The sequence below is a fragment of the Pseudomonas kermanshahensis genome (genome assembly GCF_014269205.2).
In the GTDB taxonomy this organism is placed as follows: domain Bacteria; phylum Pseudomonadota; class Gammaproteobacteria; order Pseudomonadales; family Pseudomonadaceae; genus Aquipseudomonas; species Aquipseudomonas kermanshahensis.
Map to the genome: position 1 here is coordinate 2,374,044 of NZ_JABWRY020000001.1, position 24,653 is coordinate 2,398,696.

The window sequence follows — 24,653 nt, forward strand, 5'->3', positions numbered from 1 at the left end:
GGTTCAGGGCTTGCCAAGAATCTGCGTCACCTGCGCCTGCAACTGCTTGAGCTCAAATGGCTTGCAGATAAGGTGCATGCCAGCGCCGAGGAAGCCCTCGCGCGCCATGGCTGTTTCCGCGTACCCGGTAATGAACAGCACCGGCAGGCGTGGCCGCAAGGTACGTGCGATCTCCGCCAGTTGCCGCCCATTCATGCCCGGCAGGCCAACATCGCTGACCAACAGGTCGATCCGTTGCGACGACCGCAGGATCTGCAGGGCTTCATTGGCGTTGGCGGCGGTTTGGCAAGGGAAGCCGTCTTCACTCAGTGCCTGACACAGTAACTGGCGCACATGCGGGTCGTCTTCGACCACCAGCACAGTGTGGCCCGTGCTGTCAGGCGCAGGTGCGAGGGCTGGGCGTTTGGGCATCGCCTCGCCGACGTGCCGCGGCAAGTACAGGTCGACCTGGGTGCCATGGCCGATCTTGCTCAGCAGGGTGACATGCCCATGCGACTGCTTGCTGAAGCCATACACCATGGAAAGGCCAAGGCCGATGCCCTGGCCGACGGGTTTGGTGCTGAAAAACGGCTCGAAAGCATGTTCCAACGTGCTCTGCGACATACCCTGGCCGTTGTCGATGATGCGCAGGCGCAGGTAATCACCGCTGTTCAAGGCGCCGTCGGCGAACTGCTCGGCCTCGATCTGCTGGTTGCTGGCCTCGATACGCAGCAGGCCGCCGGTCGGCATGGCTTCGCAGGCATTGAGCAGCAGGTTGTCGAGGGCTTCGCGCAGTTGCCCATCATCGGCCTCCACGGCCCACAGGTCGTTGGGCACGTGCAGTTGTAGGGTCACCGAGTGGGTCAGGCCAGCGTTCAGGCGCTTCGCCTCCAGCAGTGCATGCAGGTCGACCCGCTGGCTGTGCAGCGATTGCCGGCTGGAAAAGGCCAGCAGCCGATGGGTCAATTTTCCTGCGCGTGACACGGCCTCCTGGCCCATGCGCAAAATGCCTTCCAGGCTGTCGCTTCGGCCTTTGTTCAAGCGTCGCTCGATCAGTTCGAAGCTGCCGCCGATACTCGTCAGCAGGTTGTTGAAATCATGGGCAATGCCACCGGCCAACTGGCCGACAGCTTCCATCTTGCGAATTTGTGTGCGGGCAAACTCGTTGCTGTGCTGTTCCTGGCTGCGGGCGTCCATCCGCTGTTGCAGTGCTGAAAGCTGATCACGTGCCCGGTATTGATGGCGGCGGTTGCGCTGCGCGATACGCGCCAGCTGCAGCACTTGCCCGTGATCAAGCGGGCAGAGCAACTGCATCAGGTTACCGTCAGGCGGGTGAGAAGGCCGGGTGGCAGTGGCGGCCAAGTCCATGATCAACAAGATGGGCAGGTCGGACCAGCTGGGCTGTTGGTCGATAAACCCCTGCAACGGTACGCTCGGGCCATTGCTGAAATGTTGTTCGGCGATGATGACCAAGGCTGCGCCTTCGATCAGGCAGGCGTGCAGGTTGGCGATGTCGAGGGTGCACAGGCTCTCGATGCCAGCGGACGCCAGTAGACGCGCGGTATCCGCGGCAAGTTGCGGGGGTGCCAGGATCAAGGCACGTTCGTCCAGCGCCAACGAACTGGCCAAAGCGACGCTCCTGTGACAATGGGCAGGGCCAAGGCTTGGCCTGCCGCCAGTGGTTCGATACTCACTGGACCACGGGCTGCCGCTTAGGGTTCAACGAATCAGGGGCGGGGCCTACAGGCCCTGTTGCAGCACCGGATCGTCAGGGTTCTGGCGCTCTAGCTCGGCCAGCAGCACCTGGACGTTTTGCAGTTGGCCGGTCTCTTTCCAGTACTGAATCAGCAACAGCCGGGCCCGGCGATTGGCCGGTTGCCGATTGAGCACGGTTTCCAGCTGCTTTTGCGCAGCGTCGACCTGGTCGAGCTCATGCAAGGTCATTGCCAGCGAGTAGCGATAGTCGGCGTTGTCCGTGTCCAACTCCACCGCACGCGATAAGGCCAGCAGGGCGTACTCGCGTTGCTCGTGGCGATTGAGCCAGAGCCCGAGTTCATATTGCAGAAAGGCCGAGTCGGGGCTCAGCAGCAAGGCCTTGGCCAGCACCTGGCGGGAGGCGTCGTGATGGCCCTGGCGCTCCAGCAGGCGTACCTGGGTTGCCAGCGCGTCCAGATTGCCCGGTGCAACCTGCAGGGCGCGTTGCAAGGCTGTAGCAGCCTGGGTGTAGTCGTTTTCGTGCAGGTACAGGCGCGCCAGGTGCACCTGCGCGTCGGCGTCTTCTGGCTGCTGCTCCAGCGCCTGCTGATACTGCTCAAGGGCGGCCTGCAACGGGCCGAAGTACAGGCCTATGGCGTCCGGGTCGAGGCCGAGCAAGGCGTCCACGGCAGCGAAACGTACACTTTGATCCGCATCATCGAGCAACGGGCCCAGCACCAGGCTGCGTTGCGCGGCGGGAAGCAGGCGGCGGATACCGGCGATGGCGGCTCGGCGTACCAGCGGGTCAGCATGCTCCAGGTCCAGGCGCGCGAGTTTCAGCGCCTGGGGGGAGGGGTAGTTGGGCAGCTCGGCATACAGGGCCGCACGGCGGATTGGGGCCAGGTCGTTACGTTGCAACTGCTGGTACAGCACCCGCGCTGCCCCCGGCAAGCCTTCATGGGCCTGGCGCAAGGCCTTGGCGTAGCTGTGCGCGGGCAGCGTAGGCGGGGCCGGCTGGTCGTCTCGCGGTAAGTAGCTGATCATGGCCGACACCAGAATCAGCAGCAGCAAGGCGATCAGGTAGCGGTTGCGTCTGGGCATCGGACGGTCCGTGGCGGCAGGAAGGGCAGAGCTTGGGGCAGCTAGGGGGCAAATGCAACCGCTGAAGGCTTGGCGGTGCCACGGCCGTCACAGCCCGTACAAGGCATCAAAAAAAGCCCCGCAGGCCGAGGCCAGCGGGGCAAACGGTTGGGGGAGGAACCAACCAAAGGAGTCGATAAAGCGGGTGAAATCAGCGCGTGCTGGCCACCGTTTCAGGTTGCCAGCCACCGCCCAAGGCTTTGTAGATCGAGACGATACCGCGGTACAGCTCGACCTCACCCTGGGCTTGGGCATCTTCAGCGCTGAGCCGTTCACGTTCAGCGTCGAGCAACACCAGGTAGTCCACCGTGCCTTCGCGATAACGGATCGACGCCAGCTCCGCAGCCTTGCGGCTGGCGTCACTCTGGCGCATCAGCGACAGCAGCCGCTGCTGCGTCTTGTCGTAATCGCTGAAGGCATTGGCCGACTCTTCCAGGGCCAGCAGCACCTGCTGCTCATAGTTGGCCAGGGCGCCTTCGGCGTCTGCCTTGGCACCGCGCAGGCGGGCCCGTACGCTGCCCAGGTCGAAGGCCGCCCAGGTGATGCTCGGGCCAAGGCCCCAGGCATTGGCTGCCGAAGACCCGATCTGCGAGCCGCGTGCGGCGGTAAAGCCGAGGAAGCCACTAAGGCTGACCCGCGGGAACAGGTCAGCGGTGGCGACACCGACGTTGGCCGTGGCGGCCGCCAGCTGGCGTTCGGCACTGCGGATATCCGGGCGGCGACGCAGCAACTCGCCAGGGTCGCCCACCGGCAGCGCTTTGGCGATCGCCGGCAGGGCCTTGGGCGACAGGTCGACGCTCAGTGCATCCGGGCGTTGGCCAAGCAGGGTGGCGATGCGATGGCGGGCGCGCGCCTGTTCGGCCTGCAGCTGCGGCACGGTGGCCTCGACGCCAGCCAGGCGCGCATCGGCCCGCACCACGTCGAGTTCGTTGCCGACCCCGGCATCGCGCAGGGTTTCGGTGATGCTGCGCGATTCTTGCTGGGTCTTGAGGTTGGCCAGGGCGATGTTCTCGCGCAATTGCGCGCCACGCAGTTGGCCGTAGGCGTCGACCAGTTCGGCGATCAGGCTGACTTGCAATTGCTGCAAGTCGGCTGCGGCAGCGGCTTCCTGAGCTTCGCTGGCTTCGATCTGGCGCTGGATACGGCCGAACAGGTCAAGCTCCCAGGCCATGTCCAGGCCCAGGTCGTAGCGTTCGCTGTTAATCCGCTGCTCAGTCTGGCCGGGGACCTGGCCTTTGCCGATTTCGCTGCTGGCACGGCTGGTGACCACCGGCAACTGGTCGTTCGAGGCGTCCTCACGGATCGCACGGGCCGACTTCAGCCGGGCAAAGGCCACCCGAAGGTCACGGTTGCCGTCGAGCGAGGCCTGCACCAGTTGGTTCAGCACCGGGTCGTCGAACTGCTTCCACCAGATGCTTTCGAAGCGGCTGCGGTCGTAGGCCTTGGCCTGCATTTCAGTGTCGAAATGGGCAGGCTCGGTGGTCGGCGTCTTGTAGTCCGGGCCCACCGCACAGGCCGCCAGGGCCAAGGCCAACAGGCTCGGGGTCAGGGGCTTGAGCATATTCATGCGTGGCTCTCCAGCGATTGAACGCGTTCGGCCTTGCGGGCCTGGCGGCGTTCGACGAAACGGCGGATCAGGAAGAAGAACACAGGCGTCAGGAACAGCCCGAACACGGTCACGCCGATCATTCCCGAGAACACCGCGACACCCATGGCGTGGCGCATTTCCGAGCCGGCACCGGAGGAGAACACCAGCGGTACCACGCCCATGATGAAGGCGATCGAGGTCATCAGGATCGGCCGCAGGCGCAGGCGGCAGGCTTCCAGTACCGCAGCCAGCGGGTCGAGGCCCTTGGCTTGTTCATCCTTGGCGAACTCGACGATCAGGATCGCGTTCTTGCACGCCAGGCCCACCAGTACGATCAAGCCGATCTGGGTGAAGATGTTGTTGTCGCCACCCGAGATGATCACCCCGGTAATGGCCGACAGCAGGGTCATCGGCACGATCAGGATCACCGCCAGCGGCAGGCTCCAGCTTTCGTACTGGGCGGCCAGCACCAGGAAGGCCAGTAGCACGCAGAGCGGGAAGACGAACAGCGCGGTGTTGCCCGAGAGGATCTGCTGGTAGGTCAGGTCGGTCCACTCGAAGGTCATGCCGTTGGGGAGCTCTTCCTTGAGCAGTTTTTCAATGGCTGCCTCGGCCTGGCCAGAGCTGTAGCCCGGTGCCGCTGCGCCGTTGATCTCGGCAGTGATGAAGCCGTTGTAGTGCATGACGCGGTCAGGCCCGGAGGTGTCGCTGACCTTGAGGAAGGTCGCCAGCGGGATCATCTCGCCCAGGTTGTTGCGCACCTTCAACTGGCCGATCTGCTCGGCGTCGAGACGGAACTGCTGTTCTGCCTGAACGTTGACCTGGTAGGTACGGCCAAAGCGGTTGAAGTCGTTGGTGTACAGCGAGCCCAGGTAGACCTGCAGGGTGTCGAAGATGTCATTGATCGCCACGCCGTGGGTCTTGGCCTTTTCGCGGTCGATGGCTGCATCGACCTGTGGCACGTTGACCTGGTAGCTGGTGAACAGGCCAGCCAGCTCCGGCACGTTGTGGCTCTTGGCGATGATGTTCTGGGTTTCTTTGTACAGCGCTTCGTAGCCCAGGTTGCCGCGGTCCTCGATCTGCAGGCGGAAGCCGCCGATGGTGCCCAAACCTTGAACCGGCGGAGGCGGGAAGATCGCGATGTAGGCGTCTTGGATGTCGGCGAACTGGGCATTCAGCGCGGCGGCGATGGCGGCTGCCGACTGGCTCGGGTCTTTACGCTCGTCAAATGGCTTGAGCGGGGTGAACACGATGCCGCTGTTCGGGCTGTTGGTGAAACCGTTGATCGACAGGCCTGGGAAGGCCACCGAGTCGGCAACACCCGGTTGCTTCAGGGCGATTTCGCTCATGCGCTTGATCACCGCCTCGGTGCGGTCGAGGCTGGCGGCGTCTGGCAGTTGGGCGAAGGCGACCAGGTACTGCTTGTCCTGGGCCGGTACGAAACCGGTCGGGGTGGACGAGAAGCCCAGGTAGGTCAGGCCCATCAGGCCAGCGTAGACGAACAGGGCGATGCCGCTGGAGCGGATGACCCGGCGCACGCCGCCAACATAGCTGTGGCTGGCACGGTCGAAGAACCGGTTGAACGGCGCGAACAGCCAACTGCCCAGCAGCTTTTCCAGCAACCGCGAGAAACGGTCCTTGGGCGCGTGGTGGTCTTTGAGCAGCACAGCCGCCAAGGCCGGCGACAAGGTCAGCGAGTTGAATGCCGAGATCACGGTCGAGATGGCGATGGTCAGGGCAAATTGCTTGTAGAACTGGCCGGTAAGCCCGGAAATGAACGCCGCAGGTACGAACACGGCGCACAGCACCAAGGCGGTGGCGATGATCGGCCCGGTCACTTCGCTCATGGCCTTTTGCGTGGCTTCCAGCGGTTTCAGGCCAAGCCCGATATTACGCTCGACGTTCTCCACCACGACGATGGCGTCGTCCACCACGATACCGATGGCCAATACCAGCCCGAACAGCGACAAGGCATTGAGCGAGAAGCCGAACAGGTGCATCACGGCAAAGGTACCGATCAGCGACACCGGCACGGCCAGCAGCGGAATGATCGAGGCGCGCCAGGTCTGCAGGAACAGGATCACGACCAGGACGACCAGAATCAGCGCTTCGAACAGCGTGTGCACTACCGCTTCGATCGAACCACGGACGAACACAGTCGGGTCATAGACGATGCTGTAGTCCATCCCCTCAGGGAAGTCCTTCTTCAGCTCGGCCATTTTCGCCCGCACTTCGTCGGAGATGTCGATCGCGTTGGAGCCTGGGCGCTGGAAGATTGGGATCGCCACCGCCGGCTGGTTGTTCAGCAGCGAGCGCAGGGCGTACTGGCTGGAGCCCAGCTCGACCCGGGCGATGTCTTTCAGGCGGGTGATTTCGCCATCGGCCCCGGCACGGATGATGATGTTCTCGAACTCTTCCTCATTGACCAACCGGCCTTGGGTGTTGATCGACAGCTGGAAGCTGGTGGAGCCGGGGGCGGGCGGGGCGCCCAATTGGCCGGCCGCAACCTGGCGGTTCTGCTCACGGATGGCCGCAACGACGTCGCTGGCGGTCAGGTTGCGCGAAGCGGTCTTGTTCGGGTCGAGCCACACGCGCAGCGAGTAGTCGCCCATGCCGAACAGCTGCACATCACCCACGCCGCCCAGGCGCGCCAACTCGTCCTTGATGTTGAGGATGGCGTAGTTGGACAGATAGAGCATGTCGTAGCGGTTGTCCGGCGACGTCAGGTGCACGACCATGGTTAGGTCGGGCGAGGCCTTGTCGACGGTGATACCAATGCGCGTCACTTCCTCCGGCAGCTTGGGCTGGGTACGGGTGACACGGTTCTGGACCTGCACCTGCGCGTTGTCCAGGTCAGTGCCCAGGGCGAAGGTGATGGTCAGTGTCAGCTTGCCATCGGCGGTGGACTGGGAGGACATGTACAGCATGTTCTCCACGCCGGTGATGGCCTGCTCCAGCGGCGCGGCGACCGTTTCACCGATCACCTTGGGGTTGGCGCCCGGAAAGTTGGCACGCACCACCACTGTAGGCGGCACTACCTCGGGGTATTCGCTGATCGGTAACTGGAACAGCGAGATCGACCCTGCGATCAGCAGTACCAGCGACAGTACCGCCGCGAAGATCGGCCGGGTGATGAAGAATTTCGAGAAGTTCATCGATGTGGTCCCTTAACCGCGTGGCGCTTGGGCGCTGGCGACTTTTACAGTGGCGCCCGCTACCTTCGGCGCCGGGTTGCTGGCCTCCAGGGCCTGGCGCTGTTGGGCGAGGGCGGCGAGGGTCTGCTCGCTGGCCATCGGGGTGTCTTCCGGGGTTACCGTGGAGCCTGGGCGCACACGCTGCAGGCCCCTGACCACGATGCGGTCGTCCTTGGCCAGGCCGCTGCGCACGATGCGCAGGCCTTCTAGCTTCGGTCCCAGCTCTACCGCGCGGTAGGCGGCTTTGTTGTCCTTGTCCATCACCAGCACGAACTTCTTGCCAAGGTCGGTGCCGACGGCTTCGTCGTTAATCAGCACGGCGTCGTACTGGGCGCTGCCGACCAGCTTCAGGCGGGCATACAGGCCAGGGGTGAACTGGCCGTCGCGGTTGTCGAACACGGCGCGGCCACGGATGGTGCCAGTGCGCGGGTTGACCTGGTTGTCGACGAAGTTCATCTGGCCCAGGTGCGGGTTGCCGGTTTCGTTGGTCAGGCCGAGGTACACCGGGGTGGCCTGGCCGCGCTGGCCTTCACGCGCCAGCTGGGTGTACTTGAGGTACACGCGCTCGTCGGCGTCGAAATAGGCGTAGACCTTGTCGGTGGAGACCACGCTGGTCAGCGGGGTGACGTCGGCGGTGACGATGTTGCCGGCCGTGAACTGGGCACGGCTGACCCGGCCGCTGATGGGCGCGGTCACGCGGGTGAAGCTCAGGTTCAGGCGGGCCAGGTCGAGTTGGGCCTGGATCGCATCGACCCCGGCGCGGGCTTCGGCGGCGGCGCTGCTGCGCGACTCGGCAAGCTCGGCGGAGATCGCGTTGCTGTCACGCAGGCGCTCGCCGCGGCGGGCTTCGTTGGCGCTGCGAATGGCTGTAGCCTTGGCTTGTTGCAGTTGGGCTTCGAGGCGGCGGACCTCTGCCTGGAACGGGCGTGGGTCGATCTGGAACAGCAGGTCGCCTTTCTTGACCTGCGCGCCCTCGGTGAAACCAACCAGGTCGATCTGGCCCGAGACCCGTGGCCGCACTTCGACGGTTTCCGGGGCTTCGAGGCGGCCGGTGAACTCGTCCCATTCGTTGATCGGCTGCTCGATCACCTTGGCCACGCTGACCTTGGGCGCGGCGGGCGCCTGCACGGCGTCGGGGGTTCGACCGCAAGCGCTGAGCACTACGACTGCCAGGGCAGCGAGTGGAAAGCGCAAGGGTTTGAGTGATTGTTCCATGGAGAACTCCGCCAATGTATTAGTAGTGGGCGGAGTGTGAGTGTCTTGCGCGTGAGGCACGAATCGAACGGGGCGAAGGTTATTATCACGCTGAATGATATGTCGGGATATTTCATCGATGGTGGGCATGGTAGGGTGCCCTTGTCGGCCCTTTCGCGGGGCAAGCCCGCTCCCACAGCAACCGTGTCAATGCTGAAGGTGGCGCATTTCCTGTGGGAGCGGGCTTGCCCCGCGAAAGGGCCGGTGCAGGCACCCTCGTATGTGACTCAAGGCCTCGTAGTGAAAAGCACCCCCCAATTCCCCAGGCCCCTCGGCATCGTCTGCCTGGGCATCCTGCAAATCCTGGTCTGGGGCGGTTCGTTCTTCCTCATGGCCGTGATGGCCGACCCGATCAGCCGTGACACTGGCTGGCCCAGCCAGTGGGTATACGGCGCGTTGTCGCTGAGCCTGATGGTCTCGGCGCTGTGCGCCCCGCTGTCCAGCCGCTTGGTCGCCCGCTACGGCGGCCGCCCGCAAATGGCGGCCAGTGGTGCGGTGGTTGCAGCGGGCCTGCTGATCATGGCTGCCAGCCACAGCCTGGTGGTGTTCTTGTTGGCCTGGGCGGTGATCGGTGTGGGCATGGCCATGGGGCTGTACGAGGCCCTGTTCTCGACCCTGGGCGGCCTGTATGGCGAGGGTGCTGGCAAAGCTATCACTGGCATCACCTTGATTGCCGGCTTTGCCTCGACCCTGTCGTGGCCGACCGTAGCCTTGGCCATCGAGCATCTGGGCTGGCGCATGACCTGCGTGTGTTATGCGGTCGTGCTGCTACTGGTGGTAGCCCCGTTGTATTGGCGTGTATTGCCGCCAGGCGGGCAGGTCGAGGTGCGCAAGGCGCATCAGAACAGCGCTGCAGTCGGGGTAGATCGCCAGCTCTACCTGCTGTTGACCGGCATGTTCGCCATTGGCGCGATCATCATGACGGCGATTGCCGTGCAGTTGGTCGCCGTGCTCCAGGGCCTTGGGCATTCGCTGCCGGTGGCGATCGGCCTGGCGGCGATGCTCGGCCCCAGCCAGGTGGCCTCGCGGGTGCTGCAGATTCTGGCGGGCAAGCGTCACCCGATCTGGACGGCGCTGGCCTGGGTAAGCCTGGTGCTGGTGGGCTTGCTGCTGGTGACGCTGGTGCCGGCGGCCACGGCCGTGGGCCTGCTGGTATTCGGCTGCGGTAACGGCTTGCGAGCGATCGTGCGCGGGCTGTTGCCGCTGTCAATGATGCCCCCCGCGCAGTATGTGCTGCTGATGGGGCGCATGTCGCGGCCTTCGCTGATCGGCCAGGCATTGACGCCGCTGGTGGGTGGTTATCTGTTTGAGCACTTTGGCTCAATGGGGGTATTGGTAACCTTGTGCCTGCTGGCACTGGTCAATGTGGTGCTGGTGGGCATGGTGATGCGGCGGGTACGTGCCGGCGCTTGAAAAGGTTGAGTCCCTTTGAGTTCAAGCGCCAGCAGCATTTCCCTAACGGCGCTGCCAGACTTCGCCTCGCTCGCTGACTACCCAAGGCGCTTGCTCAGCGTCGATAAGTACACCGCCAACCCAGCGCGGGGGAGGCGCCTGATCCAGCCAATTGGCCTGCCCGTCGAGAACGCTTTCGCCCAGTGCAGTCAGCCTCAAGGGCCGTTGCGTCCAGCCCTCTCCTGAGCCTTCCAGCAACAGCGGGTGCGGTGCATGGATCAGCGGTTGCAGCAGCACGTGGAACATCAGGTCGCCCAGGTAAGGCAATGGTTCATCGTGCATCATCAGCTGTGCAAACACTCGGCCGGCCGGGCGATCACCCTTTTGCGCGAGGATACGTAACAGCAAGCGCTCTGTGAGGCTCAGGCCATCCTTTGCCCCTGGCAGTTCCTGCAACTGGCGCGCAAGTGCTGCGCTTAATTGGGGTAAAGACGGGTGCTTCTGAGCCGCAAGGGCAGCCCAGGCGCGTGGGTCTGGTGCGGTATAGGCAGCCCAAGCCTGCTTCGCTAACGCTATGGCGTCTGGGCCCAAAGGCCGCCGTTGTGGCCAAAGCCAGGCAAGCAGGTCGGGGGCGAGTTGGCCGATGCCGATGAAGCGCTCGACGCCGGGCACCTCGGTAATTTCGATCAGTTCGAGCCGCCGCGGCAGGCAGGGCAGGCTTGCCAGAACTCGGATCAAAAATAGCTGATCGTAAGCATCCCCTTCGCACCAGAGCACAACTTCGCTGTCAGCGTTCAACTGTGCCAGTGCCGCGCGCTGTTTAGCCTGGCGCTGCTCGACGTCCTGCGCGCCAAGGTTGAACGCCTGTTGCGTATACGCGGCACGCACGGGCCAGTACTCATCTTCTGGCAGTGCCGGCACCGGCCCCATGACCATCGGGTCGTCGAACATGTGAAACGCGCCGTTAAAGCCCACTGTGCGCAAGCTATGGGCGATGTCATTGCCGCAGCGCCAGTGCTGCACGGTGGCCTCGCCATCGGCGGTGAAGTTTGGGTGGCGCGCTGCAAAGGCGACAGCGTCAGCATGCGCCTTGAGCTTTGGCCAACTGGCAAAACCCGTCTCACGGGCCAGCAGCCACTGGGTGTCAGCGAGCCTGTAATGCGGGCCAGTCAGGCCGAGTAGGCGCAGTTGGGCGCGCGCGTCCTCGGCCTCGCCGTTGTTTAGCGCTTTCAGCAAGCGTTTGGCGCGTTTGCGCAGGTCGGCCAGATCGAGCAGGCCGTGATGACGGGAAGCATGGATGGCGGGCATGCCAACTCCTTTGGGGCTCGGTCCGCCGACAAGCCGGGAGCTGGAATGAAAATGAGATGAAGCGTGGCTTGGGCACCCCTTCGCGCGGACCGCAGGCGCAGCGAACGCCTTAGGGCGGACTCTAGCGGCTAGTGGGCGGTGAAGCAATGGCCTGACGCGTATCTGAGCGGTTGATCGGGAACTTCGATGGCATGTTCAGGTCGATAGCGTCTTCTTTCGAACCAGGCCCACCTGGACCCGTCGAGTGCGTTCCTCATGCCAAGCAAGCGTATGCTGTCGGCCTTAACCCTGTTGTTCAGCATCACCGCGTGCGATTCCATCACCGCCGGCGAGCGCACGGCGCCTGCAAGCAGTAACACGGCCTCGACCCTGCTGATCGAAACAGCCTCCAGGCAGTACGCAGAAGGCAAACTGGACCAGGCTGCCGCCACGCTGGAGCGGGCGCTGCAAATCCAGCCGAACAACCCCGCCACGCTGCACTACCTGGGTGTGCTGCGCCTGCAGCAGGGGCAATACGAACAGGCTGAAGTGTTGGCGGCGCGCTCCAACCTGCGGGTTGGACGCAACGTGGCCTTGCGCAATCGCAATCTGCAATTGATCGAGGCGGCGAACCAAGCCCGGATTTCGGGTACGCCGCCGGGTGCTGTAAAGGCGTCGGCCGTTCAAGTAATACCCGCAGAGGCCAGCCCGGAGCCCGCGCGATCAGTCTCCCTGGCTGCTGCCCAGCAACGCCCGGGCGTTGCCGGTCAGCAGCGCGTGGGCATGCCTGAATACCTCATGGACGACGCTGCTTTCGAGGTACCGCGGGGCCACAGGCCGCCGCCAGGCAAATGCCGAATCTGGTACCCCGATCGCCCACCTGGGCACCAACCCCCGCCGGGCAAATGCAAGAAGCTGCAAAAGCATGTTCCAGCGGGTGCCTACCTACTCCGTCACTGATGACCGGGGCGCACGTTAACGGACAACATGAAACCCATGCGTACCGTCACGCTCTAGCTGGGCGATCAGGCCGAACTCCCAGTCCAGATACCCTTGCATGGCTTCACGCGGGTTGTCGGTGCCTTCATACGGCCGGCGATAGCGGTCGCTGCGCGCCACTGCCAGGTGCGTTTCCCCACGCTCTAGCGGTTTGCCTGCGGCAATCCAGCGCGCAGTGCCGCCCTCCAGCACATACACCGGTGTGTGTGTCAGGGCCTGCAAGTCGACCGCCGCAAAGCGCGCCAGCAAGCTGCTGCCGCAGGTGAGCACGTAGCGTTCGGCAACCGGCAGGTGCTCCAGCACCTGCGGCAACTGCGCTCGGATCGCCCAATGAGCACCTGGGATGTGGCGTTTGACGTAGTTGGCGCTGGTGGTGAAGTCCAGCAGCACCGTGCCTGGCGCTTGCAGCCAGTCATGCAATTGGTCAACGCCGATCTCGCTCACCTGGGGCTGTTCCGGCAATGGCGCCTGCCAATCGCCGGGCTCGCTGAAATCCACTGCCGACAGGCCGTCCAGCACGGCGACCTGCCAGCCCATCTGGGCCAGCCACGAGGCACTCATGTTGGCCCGCACACCGTCGTCATCCACCAGCACGATGCGGGCGCCGCGCACGCTGGCGACATGGTCGGTCTCTTGCACCAGTTGTCCGCCGGGGACCGAGCGGCTGGCCGGTAGATGCCCCTGGGCAAACTCTTCAGGGGTACGCACATCGAACAGGTAGGTGGTGCGGTGGGGCTCTGCCTGCCAGGCCGCCAGGCCATCGCGAGTCAGCCGCGCGACTGCGGCACGGTCAGCCACGGCGCGGGCACGGCCGGCGGCGCTGGCGCGGGTGGTGTCGCTAACGGGGGCAAAGCTGCGTTGCTGGCCGTGAGCCAGTTGCTGGCCGGCAAGCGTCCAGCCGATGGTGCCATTGCGCAGTGCCGCCACCGGGTTGGGGATGCCGGCGTTGACCAGTGATTGGGTGCCGATGATGCTGCGGGTACGCCCCGCGCAGTTGACGATTACCTGGGTGGCGGGGTTCGGCGCAAGCTCGGCCACGCGCAATACCAGTTCGGCCCCCGGCACACTGATGCCGCCGGGGATGCTCATGGTCTGGTACTCGTCGAAACGACGGGCGTCGAGCACCACCACATCGGCTTTGGCATCGAGCAATGCCTGCACCTGCTCGGCCGCCAACGACGGCGTGTGCCGCTCGCTTTCAACCAGCTCGCCAAAGGCCTTGCTTGGCACGTTGACGTCACGGAACAACTCGCCGCCAGCCGCGCGCCAGCCAGCCAGGCCGCCCTCGAGCAGTGCCACATCGCTGTAACCCAACGCCGACAGGCGCGCGGCAGCCAGCGTAGCCAGCCCTTCACCGTCGTCATACAGGGTGATGGCGGTGTCACGCCGCGGTACCCGGGCGAAGACTTCCAGCTCCAGCTTCGACAGCGGGATGTTGGCGGCAAACAGCGGGTGTTCCTGGGCGAACGGGTCTTCCTCGCGAACATCGATCAACGCCAGCTCTTCATGGGCCAGCAAGGCCCGGCGAATGTCATGGAAGGAACGGGTGGCGACAGTACTCATGGGGCTGGATTCTCTTTGGACAGGTCCCAGATGTTGGGCAGGAGGGTATTGGAGTAGCCGGAGATGAAGGGTTTTTCAGTGCCGTCGGCCAGGTACACCGCCCGGCTGACCGCGCCGATATTGGCGCCGTAGACGTGGATGCTGATCGACACTTGGTCGTCGAAGGCGTTACTGACTTGGTGAATGTCGCCGATACGCGGCGAAACCGCTTCGACATGGCCAGGGTCGATCCGCACCGGCGCACCGGCCGGCAGCAACGCACCTTGCTCGCTGCGGGCGAAACCTTGCGAATATTCAGCGCCGCGCAGCATGCCGATCAGCCCCCAGACTCGGTGATCGTGAATCGGCGTCTGCTGCCCTGGCCCCCAGACGAAGCTGACGACAGAGAAGCGTTGGCGCGAGTCGCAATGCAGCAGGTATTGCTGGTAGCGGCTTGGGTCCGGTTGGGCGAGAGCTTCGGGTAACCAGTCGTCATGGGCGACCAGGCTGCGCATTAGGCCTTGGCCTTGGTCGAGGAGGGTGGCTTCGTCGGGGGCTCGGTCAAGCAGCTCCGAAAGCGCACCGATGAAGTGTCGAAGGCGCTCCAGGCGCAGGGGTTGGCTCATGGTTCAGGCTCGGCTGACGGTTTCGGTTAACCCTAGCAAACTCGCTGAATATTCACAAAAGTAAAATTAATCATAAGCTAATATGCAAAAAATGCATTTACAGGCTCGCCTATCTGTTTTGAAATAGGCCACCGTCGGAGGCATTAGGTTATGCCTACAACGAATTTCCCACAGGCTTTATACATCGATAACTTATAAGCAAGGCGCTGGTTAGATTCAAAGCGCATACCACTGTCATTTATCAAAGCGAGACCGCACGGGCGGATCGACTACCTAGTTGCGCCTTTATTGGCCCTGGAGACGAACGTGCGATACCTCAAGCAACTGGCCGCCGGTGTGCTGGCCACCTCACTGAGCCTGGCCGCCGCCGCGCAGACCCTGGTGGTCGGCGATCAAAGCTTTAATGCCCGTGCGGTGATGGAAGCCGCCGGCGTGCTCGATGACGTGCCCTATACCCTGGAATGGAAGCAGTTCACTGCAGGCTCCCCGGTGGCTGAAGCCTTGAATGTCGGCAGCCTCGACATTGGCCTGCTGGGCGATGCGCCGCCGCTGTTTCTCGGTGCCTTGGGGGCACCGATCAAGGTAATTGCGGTGAGCCGGCAGAACCTCGAAGGGGTCGCCATCCTGGCGCGCAAGGATTCGAACATTCACAGCCTTGAAGACTTGCGCGGCAAACGCGCGGCCCTGTGGAAAGGCTCGTGGAGCCAGCAACTGCTGTTCAGCGCCCTGGACAAGGCCGGCGTGCCCCGCGATGCACTGGAGCTGCGCTACCTCAGCGCGCTGGATGCCTCGCACGCCCTGGATGGTGGTTCGGTGGACGTGATCGCGACCTGGGAGCCCTATGTCACCCAACAGGAGCGCCAAGGCGCCAGAGTGCTGGCCACGGCCGAAGGGTTGATTCCGGCCCAGAGCTTTGTGGTGGCCAACGCCAAGGCTGTCGACGCTAAGCGTGCGCAGATCACTGATTTTCTGCAGCGTTTGAAGAAGGCCCGTGATTGGACCTTGAACAACCCTGCCAACACCGAGGCCTATGCCGACGCCTGGGCCAAGCGCACCCGCGCCGACCGCGACATTGCCCGGGCCTGGTTCGCCCGCGCGCGCACCGACGTGGCGCCACTCAACCCCCAGGTGATTGTCGATGCGCAGAAGACCGTGGACTTCTTTGCCGGGCTTGGGCTGATCAAGGCCTACCCGGCAGCGAGCCTGTTCGATACCTCGTTTGCAGCGGCGCTGGCCAACGACCATTGAGTTTGGCTGTGCCGGCCTCTTCGCGGGCAAGCCCGCTCCCACAGGGACCGCGTCGACGCTGAAGATGGCGCTTTTCCTGTGGGAGCGGGCTTGCCCGCGAAGAGGCCGGTACAGCCCCATCACTTCAGAGGACTCCCCATGACCACCCGCAAAATCAAACTCGGCGCCCTGACCATGGGCTGCGGCGGCCCTGGCCGCCATAACCTCTGGCTCGACCCCGAGCTGCCGGCCGATGCCAGTGTCAACATCGACTGGTACATCGACATCGCCCGCCAGGCCGAGGCTGCGCTATTCGACCTGATATTCATCGTCGACAGCCAATACATCACCCCCGGCTCACCCTCGCATTACCTCAACCGCCTGGAGCCGCTGACCCTGCTCTCGGCCCTGGCCGTCACCACCCGGCATATCGGGCTGGTCGGTACCCTGACCACCTCCTACAACGAGCCCTATAACGTCGCCCGTCGCCTGGCCTCGCTGGACTTGATCAGCAAAGGCCGCGCCGGCTGGAACGTGGTGACCAGCGGCGATGCCGGCACTGCTGGTAACTATGGCCGTGACGAGCATTATGACTACGACACCCGCTACGCCCGCGCCGAGGAACACGTGCAAGTGGTGCAAGGCTTGTGGCATTCCTATGAAAACGGTGCCTTCCCGCGTGATCGCGCCACGGGCCAGTTCCTCGACCCCTCGAAGCTGCATGCGCTCAACCACAAGGGCGAACACTTCTCGGTGGTGGGGCCCTTGAACATCCAGCGTTCGCCCCAGGGCCAACCGGTAATCTTCCAAGCTGGCGACTCGCAGCAGGGCCGCGATCTGGGCGCCGCCACCGCTGATGTGATCTTCACCCACGCGGCCAGCATCGAGCAGGGCCAGGCCTTCTATCGTGACGTCAAGGAACGTGCCGCGCGCCTGGGGCGAGACCCGGAGCAGTTGCTGGTACTGCCAGGTGCAGAAATCTATGTGGGCGACACCGATGCCCACGCCCGTGAGATCGAGCGCCACTACCACCAGCAGGACCACAGCTTCGAACTGGCACTCAAGGAGTTCGGGCGCAATTTCGGGTGGCACGATTTCACCCAGTACGACCTCGATGCGCCGTTCCCTCAGGAGAGCCTGGAGCATGCCCGCAGCAGCTTCTTCACCAATGCCAAGCGTATTGCCGACCAGGCGCGGGCGCAGGGCTTCAGCTTGCGCCAGGCGGTGGAGTTCAGCCGCCAGTTACGCCCGGGGGCATTCGTCGGCTCCGCCGAAACGGTGGCGGCAAAAATGACCGAGTGGTTCGAGGCGCGGGCGCTGGATGGCTTCAATATCTACATTGGCCATCCAGGCCAGTTCCGCCGTTTCACCGAAGAAGTGGTGCCATTGCTGCAGGCACGTGGCGTCTACCGCACCGCGTATGAAGGCACGACATTGCGCGAAAGCCTCGGCCTTAGCCTTCAGTGAATGCTCGAGGCCAATTCGAAGATCGGCATGTACATCAGGATCACGATAAAGCCGATCAACAGGCCAATGAACGTCATCAGCAGCGGCTCGAACAGCTTCACGAACCATTCCACCCAGCGACCAATCTCCTGGTCGTGAAAGTCGGCGCAACGCTCAAGCATTTCGCCAAGGTTGCCCGACTGCTCACCGGCGCGCAGCAGCCGCAGCGACACAGGCGTCACCAGCTGCCCAACTTCCAGCGCATCGGACAGCGGCAACCCCTCGGCCACGCGCTGGCTGGCCTGTTCAAGACCCTGCGCGGCGGCGCTACCCAGCAGCCCGCGGGCCATGCCCATGGCCGTGAGGATAGGAATACCGCCTTGCAGGAGGATGCCCAGCGAGCGGTAGAAGCGCGCCAGTTCGTACATCATCAGCCGCTGGTGCAGCGCTGGCATGCGCCTGAGCTGGCGCGCTGCCCAGCGCCGTACCAGCGGGTGGCGGCGCAGCAGCACCAGGGCGGTGATGCCCGCCACGCTGCCCAGCGCCAGCGGCAGTTGCTGGGCATGCAAGAACAACCCGATCTGCATCAGCAGGCGTGACAGCCACGGCAGCTCGGTACCCATGCCTTCGAACACCTGGCTGAAGCGCGGCACCACGTAGCCGAGCAAAAACAGCACCACGCCACCACCGACCAGCAACAACAGCAGTGGGTAAACCGACGCCCCCACCAGTTTCTGCCGCACCAGGTCCAGGCGTTGCCGGTAGGCGATATAGCGGCCGAGGGCGTCGCCGAGGGCGCCAGTGCGCTCGCTGGACTGCACCAGCGCCACGTACAGGGCCGGGAATATCCTGGGCTGGCGGCCCAGCGCTTGAGACAGCGAGTGCCCCTCGTACAGCTGGCGCACCAGTTCGCCGAGCACCTTGCGCGAGGCCGCAGCGGGGGCTTTTTCCGCCAGGCTTTCCAGAGCATCGATCAATGGCAAGCCAGCGTTGAGCAGGGTCGACAGCTCCTGGCTGAACAACACCAGGTCAAAGCTCGCTTCGCGGCGCCAGGCCATGCCGCGCAAGGCGCTGCCCTGGCCCTTCACGCTGACCACCCGCAAGCCTTGGTCCTCGACCTGGCGGCGCGCCTGGTCGGCATCTTCGGCATCGATCTGCAATTGCACCACGCCCTGTCTGCCCAGGGCCTTGAGGCTGTAGCGCATGGCCGAGCTCCTTATTGCCAGCTGGTGATTTCGGCGTTCTCACCGTCGCCACCGGGCTGGCCGTCCTTGCCCATCGACAGCAGGTCGTACTCGCCGCCGTTCTCACCGGGTTGCCGGTAGATGTAGGCGCGGCCCCACGGGTCTTGCGGCACGGCCTTCTGCAGGTACGGGCCGGTCCAGCGGGCCTCGCCGCTTGGGGCGATGACCAGTGCCTGCAAGCCTTGTTCACTGTTGGGGTAATGCCCGACTTCCAGGCGATAGAGGTCCAGGGCTTTGCTCAAACCCTCGATCTGCGCCCGCGCCACCTTGACCTCCGAGCGGCCAAGCTGGCTGAAGTACTTGGGCGCGACGATACCGGCCAGCAGGCCGAGCACAACCAGCACCACGAGGAGTTCGAGCAGGGTGAAGCCACGTTGGGGGTTGGATCTGCGCTGCATGGTGATGCCCTCCGCTGCGTAGGAACATGCTGTGGCAGGCACCATGCAACAGCCGTGCACGTCTGCCTCGGGGCCTTGCGCCATGCGGTGCAGGAAGCGGCACAGTGCTTGCGTCGTGGTCTGCAACCTCGGGTTTTCCGGGGCATTTCCCCCACATCGGGGGCCACGACGAAGAGGCGACCGACATGCGTGGACTTATCCTGGGTTTGATCTGGCTGGCGGCGGGTGCCGCCCAGGCCGATGTGTACATCTCCATCGATGCCAAGGGCGGCTACGTACTGACCAACGTCCATCGGCCCGGGCGCCAGTATCAGCGGGTGATCAGCGAACCGCTGGCCCAGGCGGGCGCTGCCGGTGCGCAAATGATCACCGGGCGGCCCTATGCCGAGCTGGTGGCCGCTGCAGCGTTGGCCCACAACGTGCCGCAAGCACTGCTGCATGCGCTGATCAAGGCTGAGTCGGGCTACAACCCCAAGGCCCGCTCGCCGGCGGGCGCGGTGGGGCTGATGCAGCTGATGCCCGATACCGCGCGTGAGATGGGCGTGGAGAACGCCCTGGATCCTGAGGACAATGTACAGGGTGGGGCACGCTACCTGAAACGCATGCTGACCCTGTTCGACAATGACATCACCCTGGCCGTGGCCGCCTATAACGCCGGCCCCGACGCGGTGCTGCGCCGTGGGGCAGTGCCACCGTACGCCGAAACCCGCCGCTACGTGCCCAACGTGCTGCGCGATTACCGCAAGCTGCAAGGGCTGGCGGACGACTCGCCGCTGTAGGAAAACGACGTGGCCGAGCAGCGCGGCGGCCACCCTTCGGCGGATGACATCAATTTAGAACCATGGTTCCCCCAACTCTGGGCTATAACCTTCAAAGGTGCCCAGCTGTGGAGTCCGCCATGGACATCGCCCCCCGTTCCGACGCCCTTGGAGTGCCTGCCGGTACCGAGGCGACAGCCCCACGCAAGCCGTTCAACCTGCTGCGCTGGTATGCCTGGGTCAGCCTGGCCATCATCCTTTCGGTCGCGGTCGGGCTGGGGCTGATCTCCAGCCGTTTCATCATCGATGAAAGCGTCGAGCGCGATGCGCTGTTGTCCGCTCAGTTCATCACCTCTATCGCTGATGCTGAAGTGCGCCATGTGTCGATCCCCAATGTGCGCACCATGGGCGAATTGCTGGACCCGCGTACCGATCGCACGGCGCTGCCGGATGTCGACCCCGATGCCCGGCGCAAGGCTAGGGGCGAGTTTCTCGACCACATCGCCCACCTGCCGGACATGCTGCTGGCCAATATCTATGCGCCGGACCGCACGGTGATCTGGTCGACCAACCCGGCGCTGATCGGCAAGTTGATCGAAGGCGACGACGACCTGGACCGCGCCTTCGAGTACAAAATGCGGGTCTCGGCCAGCTACCACGACTTCGAACGGGCACGCGAAGAGCAAAAGTTCGTGACCCTGCCTGAGCAGTTGTTCATTGAAAACTACATACCGCTGTTCGACGCCGATGGCGAGCACGTCACGGCCATGGTGGAGATCTACAAGGAACCGCATGACCTGATCGTGCGCATCGAACATGGCCTGATCCTCATCTGGATGGCGATCACCGTCGGCGCCGGGCTGGTCTATATCGGCCTGTACGGCATCATGCGCCGCGCGGCCAAGCTGCTGGCGGTGCAGCAGAAACGGCTGATCAACAATGAAACCTACGTGGCCTTGGGCGAGGTGTCTTCGGCGGTGGCGCACAGCTTGCGCAACCCGCTGGCGAGCATCCGCTCCAGTGCCGAGCTTGCGCAGGCGTTCGACGAGGGCCCGGCGCAAAGGAACATCAACGACATCATCAGCCAAGTCGACCGCATGTCGCAGTGGATCCGCCAGCTGTTGCAGTCACTGCGCCCGCTCAATGACGAGGCGGTGGCGGTGGACCTGCCGCAGGCGCTGCAGGAAAGCCTGCAGACCTTTGCGGTACCGCTGGCGCGCAGCGGCGTCACCCTCGACCTGCAACCGTTACCGGCGGTTCAGGTGTTGGGGCACCCGGCGTTACTGCGGCAGATTTTCAGCAGTTTGATTGCCAACGCACTGGAGTCGATGGAGCAGGGCGGGAAGTTGCGTGTCGAGGTGGTGCGCCACGACCGGCGCGGCCTGACGCTGCGCCTGTCCGATAGCGGCAAGGGCATGACCGAGCAACAGCAGCGCATGGCCTTCAGGCCGTTCTTCACCACCAAGCAGGGCGGGCTGGGCGTTGGCTTGGTTCTGGTCAAACGCATCATGGAGCGCTTTGGTGGCGCGGTGAGGTTGAGCAGCAGCCTAGGGCATGGCACCCGCGTTTCGCTGAATTTCAGGTTGGCCAAGTCTTCTTAGTGGGCTTTAGGTTCAGATCGCAAGTATATGATTTATAACAGCTAGATTTTTTTGGGTAATGGTTACCCAAAAGTGGGGACTGAAGCTTGACCAGGGTTTAATAAGTTATCTCAAGTGATTGAAAAATATGAATATGTCTTTTCTTTAGCCTACTGGCTGATTTTTTGCAACGTGAGCATGGCAACAACGGGTCGCCTTGGCGACCTGGGTGAAGTGCCATTAAATTGCTACTAATCGTGGCAAGGGTGCGCTTCTGAACGGACGCCCAGCGCGGGAACCCCTCAATGCAGATGCTGGAAAACGAAGTGCCCGACAAAGCGTCTGCGGCCACCCGTGGTTTTGCGGCGCCGTTGCGCGAGTTCAACCTGTTGCGTTGGTTTTCGATCATCAGCCTGGTGATCATCGCCACGGTGGCCGGTGGCCTGGGCTATGTGTCGACGCGCTTCGTGGTGCGCGACAGCGTGGAGCGCGATGCCATGCTCACCGCTCAGTTCATCCAGGCCATGGCCCAGGCCGAGGTCCGCCATTCGCAACTGCCGCCGGGCACCACCATGGGCGAACTGCTCGATCCGCGCCTTGACCTGCAACACCTGCAGTTCACCCCGGCGTTGGCCGAATCGACCCGTGTCGAGTTCCTCGACCACGTCGAACACCTGCCCGATACCCTGCTGGCCAACGTCTACGCCCGCGACCGGACCATTGTCTGGTCCACCAACCCTCAGTTGATTGGCGAGCGGATCGAGGAGGACGGCGACCTGGAGCGCGCGTTCCGTTCGCGCAAAGCGGTGTCTGCCAGCTACCACCAGGCCGAGGACGACCGTGAAGAACAGAAGTTTCTGCGCGAACCCAAGTACCTGTTCATCGAAAACTACATCCCGCTGTTCGACAGCCAAGGCGAGCAGGTGCTGTCGATGGTGGAAATCTACAAGGAGCCGCAGGACCTGATCCGGCGTATCCAGCGCGGTTATGTACTGATCTGGGCCTCGACCCTGATGGGTGGCGCGCTGATTTACTTTGGCCTGTTCTGGATCGTGCGCCGGGCGGCGCTGATGCTCAACCAGCAGCAAGACCGCCTGGTAGCCAGTGAAACCTACGTGGCACTGGGCGAAATGTCCTCTGCGGTGGCCCACAGCCTGCGCAACCCGTTGGCCAACATCCGCTCCAGCGCCGAACTGGCCCAGGAGATCGCCAACCCCACCGCACAGAAGAACATCACCGACATCATCAGCCAGGTCGACCGCATGTCACGTTGGGTGCGCGACTTGCTGGTGTCGTTGCGCCCGACCAGTGACGAGCCCGAGGCCGTGGACCTGGTCGCATCCATCGAGGACACCCACCTGGCCTTCGCCCAGCAGATGGCGCGCAACGGCGTGCAGTTCTGCTACGAGGGCCCCGACGTGCAGTGTGTGGCCAGCCAGCCGCTGCAGCTGACGCAAATCCTCAACAGCTTGTTTTCCAATGCCCTTGAAGCCATGCCGGCAGGGGGTGTGCTACGCGCCCAAGTGAACGTGCAGGACGGCCAACGTGCCATGCTGCTGCTCAGCGATACCGGCAAGGGCATGAGCCAACAGCAGGAACGGATGGTGTTCAAGCCGTTCTTCACCACCAAGCAGGGCGGCCTCGGTGTAGGCCTGGCCCTGGTGCAACGCATCATGGAGCGTTTTGGCGGCTCGGTCAGCCTGAGCAGCCGCGAAGAGGAAGGAACCCGCGTAAGCCTTACTTTCAATATCGCAGCGGGAGGGGACCATGGAACACAGCATCCTGGTAGTCGAGGATGATGAAATCCTTGCTGACAACATTCGCACCTACCTGAGCCTCAAGGGTTACGAGGTGACGGTCTGCCACAGCGCGGAGCTTGCGCTGGAGCAGATCAAGCAGGCCCAGCCCGATGCGGTGCTGACCGACAACTCGTTGCCAGGCATGAGTGGGCATGACCTGTTGCGCGTGCTGGTGGCGCAGGCGCCCGCGCTCAAGGTCATCATGATGACCGGCTACGGCAATGTCGAAGACGCGGTGCAGGCCATGAAGGAGGGCGCCTTTCATTATCTGACCAAGCCGGTGGTGCTGGCCGAGCTTAAACTGACCCTGGACAAGGCCCTGGCGGCTGAAAGGATGGAGCGCACCTTGTCGTTCTACCAGGAGCGCGAGGCGCAGAAGTCCGGGCTGCAGGCACTGATTGGCGAGTCGCCGGTGATGCACAGCCTCAAGCACACCCTGCGCCAGGTGCTGGACGCCGAGCGGCGCATGGCCAGCGACGACCTGCCGCCGGTGTTGGTAGAGGGTGAGACCGGTACTGGTAAGGAACTGGTGGCCCGGGCCCTGCATTTTGATGGCTCGCGCAGCAAGGGCCCATTCATCGAATTCAACTGCGCATCGATCCCGGCCAACTTGCTGGAGGCGGAGTTGTTTGGCCATGAAAAAGGCGCGTTCACCGATGCCAAGGAGCGCCGCGTAGGCCTGGTCGAGGCCGCTGATGGCGGCACGCTGTTCCTCGATGAAATCGGCGAGATGGACCTTGTGCTGCAGGCCAAGCTGCTCAAACTGCTGGAGGATCGCAGCATCCGCCGCATTGGCGCGGTCAAGGAGCGCAAGGTCGACTTGCGGGTGATCAGCGCTACCAACTGCAACCTCGAACAGATGGTGCAGCAAGGCAAGTTCCGCCGCGACCTGTTCTTCCGGCTACGCATCATCGCCTTGAAGGTACCGCGGCTGTATGCCCGGGGGCAGGATATCCTGCTGTTGGCCAGGCATTTTTTAGCGCACCACGGGCGGCGCTATGGCAAGCCGAACCTGCGTTTTTCCGCCGAGGCAGAGGCCCTGATGCTGAGCTACAGCTGGCCTGGCAACGTGCGCGAACTGCGCAACATGCTGGAGCAGACGGTGTTGCTGGCACCCAATGAGGTGGTGCAATCGCATCAGTTGAACCTGTGCATGACGCTGATCGACGAGCCGTTGATACAGCAGCAGGCGCCTGCAGTATTTGAGATGCCACGGCATGAGCCAGAGCCGGGTACCAGCCTGCCGGACATGGAGCGGGATTTGGTGTGCAAGACCTTGGACCGGACTGACTGGAATGTGACCAAGTCGGCGCGGATGCTGGGGCTATCGCGGGATATGCTGCGTTACCGGATCGAAAAGCTCGGGTTGACCAGGCCAGACAAGCGGCAGTGGTGAGCATTGCCCCCTTTTCTTAGGCCAAGCGCGCGCTCTGGGTAGGAGCAGCCTTGTGCTGCGAAGAGGCCGGCAACTACACAGTGAATCTTCGCTGCTGGCGCCGGCCTCT

General features: G+C 63.6%; 18 protein-coding genes. 8 read left to right on the forward strand and 10 right to left on the reverse strand.

All coding sequences use genetic code 11. The annotated features are described in order from the left end of the window. Positions 1 to 3: 3 nt before the first annotated feature. The 5 genes from HU764_RS11005 to mexE form a co-directional block, all read right to left on the reverse strand. Positions 4 to 1,608 carry a response regulator gene (locus HU764_RS11005; protein WP_186678170.1) on the reverse strand — a complete coding sequence of 535 codons (1,605 nt, stop codon included), beginning with the start codon at positions 1,606 to 1,608 and terminating at the stop codon, positions 4 to 6. Positions 1,609 to 1,719: 111 nt separating this feature from the next. Further along, positions 1,720 to 2,775 (reverse strand): tetratricopeptide repeat protein, encoded by a 1,056-nt coding sequence (locus tag HU764_RS11010; RefSeq protein ID WP_186678174.1) that lies wholly within the window; start codon positions 2,773 to 2,775, stop codon positions 1,720 to 1,722. A gap of 190 nt (positions 2,776 to 2,965) precedes the next feature. Beyond that, positions 2,966 to 4,381: an efflux transporter outer membrane subunit gene (locus tag HU764_RS11015; protein WP_186678177.1), complete on the reverse strand. Its 1,416-nt coding sequence runs from the start codon at positions 4,379 to 4,381 to the stop codon at positions 2,966 to 2,968. Beyond that, positions 4,378 to 7,557, reverse strand: coding sequence for an efflux RND transporter permease subunit (locus tag HU764_RS11020; protein WP_027593416.1), 3,180 nt, complete (start codon positions 7,555 to 7,557; stop codon positions 4,378 to 4,380). Before HU764_RS11020 ends, HU764_RS11015 begins: the two co-directional genes overlap by 4 nt. Before the next feature lie 12 nt (positions 7,558 to 7,569). Beyond that, positions 7,570 to 8,811, reverse strand: coding sequence for a multidrug efflux RND transporter periplasmic adaptor subunit MexE (mexE, locus tag HU764_RS11025; RefSeq protein WP_027593415.1), 1,242 nt, complete (start codon positions 8,809 to 8,811; stop codon positions 7,570 to 7,572). Between the two features lie 330 nt (positions 8,812 to 9,141). Here mexE and HU764_RS11030 point away from each other — a divergent pair, with 330 nt between their 5' ends. Beyond that, entirely contained in the window at positions 9,142 to 10,263 is a 1,122-nt protein-coding gene (locus HU764_RS11030; protein WP_186703799.1) for an MFS transporter, read from the forward strand. A gap of 42 nt (positions 10,264 to 10,305) precedes the next feature. On the opposite strand, the gene HU764_RS11035 is transcribed toward HU764_RS11030, so the two are convergent. Continuing rightward, positions 10,306 to 11,550 carry a DUF1835 domain-containing protein gene (locus HU764_RS11035; RefSeq protein ID WP_186703768.1) on the reverse strand — a complete coding sequence of 415 codons (1,245 nt, stop codon included), beginning with the start codon at positions 11,548 to 11,550 and terminating at the stop codon, positions 10,306 to 10,308. 255 nt (positions 11,551 to 11,805) lie between these two features. On the opposite strand from HU764_RS11035, the gene HU764_RS11040 reads away from it, so the two are divergent. Further along, the gene (locus tag HU764_RS11040; RefSeq protein WP_186703767.1) at positions 11,806 to 12,489 is read left to right on the forward strand and encodes a tetratricopeptide repeat protein; all 684 of its coding nucleotides are present in this window, start codon (positions 11,806 to 11,808) and stop codon (positions 12,487 to 12,489) included. 15 nt (positions 12,490 to 12,504) lie between these two features. On the opposite strand, the gene HU764_RS11045 is transcribed toward HU764_RS11040, so the two are convergent. Together HU764_RS11045 and HU764_RS11050 are read right to left on the reverse strand one after the other, a co-directional pair. Further along, positions 12,505 to 14,091, reverse strand: coding sequence for a rhodanese-related sulfurtransferase (locus HU764_RS11045; protein ID WP_186703766.1), 1,587 nt, complete (start codon positions 14,089 to 14,091; stop codon positions 12,505 to 12,507). Beyond that, positions 14,088 to 14,696 carry a cysteine dioxygenase family protein gene (locus tag HU764_RS11050; protein ID WP_027593410.1) on the reverse strand — a complete coding sequence of 203 codons (609 nt, stop codon included), beginning with the start codon at positions 14,694 to 14,696 and terminating at the stop codon, positions 14,088 to 14,090. Before HU764_RS11050 ends, HU764_RS11045 begins: the two co-directional genes overlap by 4 nt. Positions 14,697 to 15,002: 306 nt before the next feature. On the opposite strand from HU764_RS11050, the gene HU764_RS11055 reads away from it, so the two are divergent. Both HU764_RS11055 and HU764_RS11060 read left to right on the forward strand, forming a co-directional pair. Continuing rightward, on the forward strand, positions 15,003 to 15,944 hold the full coding sequence (locus HU764_RS11055; RefSeq protein ID WP_186678192.1) for an ABC transporter substrate-binding protein: 942 nt from the start codon (positions 15,003 to 15,005) through the stop codon (positions 15,942 to 15,944). A gap of 138 nt (positions 15,945 to 16,082) precedes the next feature. Then, positions 16,083 to 17,390, forward strand: a complete 1,308-nt coding sequence (locus HU764_RS11060; protein ID WP_186703765.1) for an LLM class flavin-dependent oxidoreductase — start codon at positions 16,083 to 16,085, stop codon at positions 17,388 to 17,390. Here HU764_RS11060 and HU764_RS11065 read toward each other — a convergent pair. Further along, positions 17,384 to 18,574 carry a type II secretion system F family protein gene (locus HU764_RS11065; RefSeq protein ID WP_186678194.1) on the reverse strand — a complete coding sequence of 397 codons (1,191 nt, stop codon included), beginning with the start codon at positions 18,572 to 18,574 and terminating at the stop codon, positions 17,384 to 17,386. The genes HU764_RS11060 and HU764_RS11065 overlap by 7 nt on opposite strands. A gap of 11 nt (positions 18,575 to 18,585) precedes the next feature. After that, positions 18,586 to 19,011 carry a type II secretion system major pseudopilin GspG gene (gene gspG, locus HU764_RS11070; RefSeq protein ID WP_027593406.1) on the reverse strand — a complete coding sequence of 142 codons (426 nt, stop codon included), beginning with the start codon at positions 19,009 to 19,011 and terminating at the stop codon, positions 18,586 to 18,588. A 185-nt stretch (positions 19,012 to 19,196) separates the two neighbouring features. On the opposite strand from gspG, the gene HU764_RS11075 reads away from it, so the two are divergent. From HU764_RS11075 to HU764_RS11090, 4 genes are all read left to right on the forward strand, one after another. Then, a complete protein-coding gene (locus HU764_RS11075) occupies positions 19,197 to 19,790 on the forward strand; it encodes a transglycosylase SLT domain-containing protein (protein WP_027593405.1) in 594 nt (197 codons plus the stop codon). Between the two features lie 119 nt (positions 19,791 to 19,909). After that, positions 19,910 to 21,370, forward strand: coding sequence for a sensor histidine kinase (locus tag HU764_RS11080; RefSeq protein ID WP_186703764.1), 1,461 nt, complete (start codon positions 19,910 to 19,912; stop codon positions 21,368 to 21,370). 284 nt (positions 21,371 to 21,654) lie between these two features. Beyond that, on the forward strand, positions 21,655 to 23,148 hold the full coding sequence (locus tag HU764_RS11085; RefSeq protein WP_186703763.1) for a sensor histidine kinase: 1,494 nt from the start codon (positions 21,655 to 21,657) through the stop codon (positions 23,146 to 23,148). Then, positions 23,117 to 24,544: a sigma-54-dependent transcriptional regulator gene (locus tag HU764_RS11090; RefSeq protein ID WP_027593402.1), complete on the forward strand. Its 1,428-nt coding sequence runs from the start codon at positions 23,117 to 23,119 to the stop codon at positions 24,542 to 24,544. The genes HU764_RS11085 and HU764_RS11090 overlap by 32 nt, the downstream gene beginning before the upstream one ends. Positions 24,545 to 24,653: the final 109 nt, after the last annotated feature.

Coding starts and splice junctions, on each gene's coding strand:
- HU764_RS11010 (WP_186678174.1), bottom strand. CDS start 2,775: ATGCCCAGACGCAACCGCTACCTGATCGCCTTGCTGCTGCTGATTCTG.
- HU764_RS11015 (WP_186678177.1), bottom strand. CDS start 4,381: ATGAATATGCTCAAGCCCCTGACCCCGAGCCTGTTGGCCTTGGCCCTG.
- HU764_RS11020 (WP_027593416.1), bottom strand. CDS start 7,557: ATGAACTTCTCGAAATTCTTCATCACCCGGCCGATCTTCGCGGCGGTA.
- mexE (WP_027593415.1), bottom strand. CDS start 8,811: ATGGAACAATCACTCAAACCCTTGCGCTTTCCACTCGCTGCCCTGGCA.
- HU764_RS11035 (WP_186703768.1), bottom strand. CDS start 11,550: ATGCCCGCCATCCATGCTTCCCGTCATCACGGCCTGCTCGATCTGGCC.
- HU764_RS11040 (WP_186703767.1), top strand. CDS start 11,806: ATGCCAAGCAAGCGTATGCTGTCGGCCTTAACCCTGTTGTTCAGCATC.
- HU764_RS11045 (WP_186703766.1), bottom strand. CDS start 14,091: ATGAGTACTGTCGCCACCCGTTCCTTCCATGACATTCGCCGGGCCTTG.
- HU764_RS11050 (WP_027593410.1), bottom strand. CDS start 14,696: ATGAGCCAACCCCTGCGCCTGGAGCGCCTTCGACACTTCATCGGTGCG.
- HU764_RS11060 (WP_186703765.1), top strand. CDS start 16,083: ATGACCACCCGCAAAATCAAACTCGGCGCCCTGACCATGGGCTGCGGC.
- HU764_RS11065 (WP_186678194.1), bottom strand. CDS start 18,574: ATGCGCTACAGCCTCAAGGCCCTGGGCAGACAGGGCGTGGTGCAATTG.
- gspG (WP_027593406.1), bottom strand. CDS start 19,011: ATGCAGCGCAGATCCAACCCCCAACGTGGCTTCACCCTGCTCGAACTC.
- HU764_RS11075 (WP_027593405.1), top strand. CDS start 19,197: ATGCGTGGACTTATCCTGGGTTTGATCTGGCTGGCGGCGGGTGCCGCC.
- HU764_RS11080 (WP_186703764.1), top strand. CDS start 19,910: ATGGACATCGCCCCCCGTTCCGACGCCCTTGGAGTGCCTGCCGGTACC.
- HU764_RS11085 (WP_186703763.1), top strand. CDS start 21,655: ATGCAGATGCTGGAAAACGAAGTGCCCGACAAAGCGTCTGCGGCCACC.
- HU764_RS11090 (WP_027593402.1), top strand. CDS start 23,117: ATGGAACACAGCATCCTGGTAGTCGAGGATGATGAAATCCTTGCTGAC.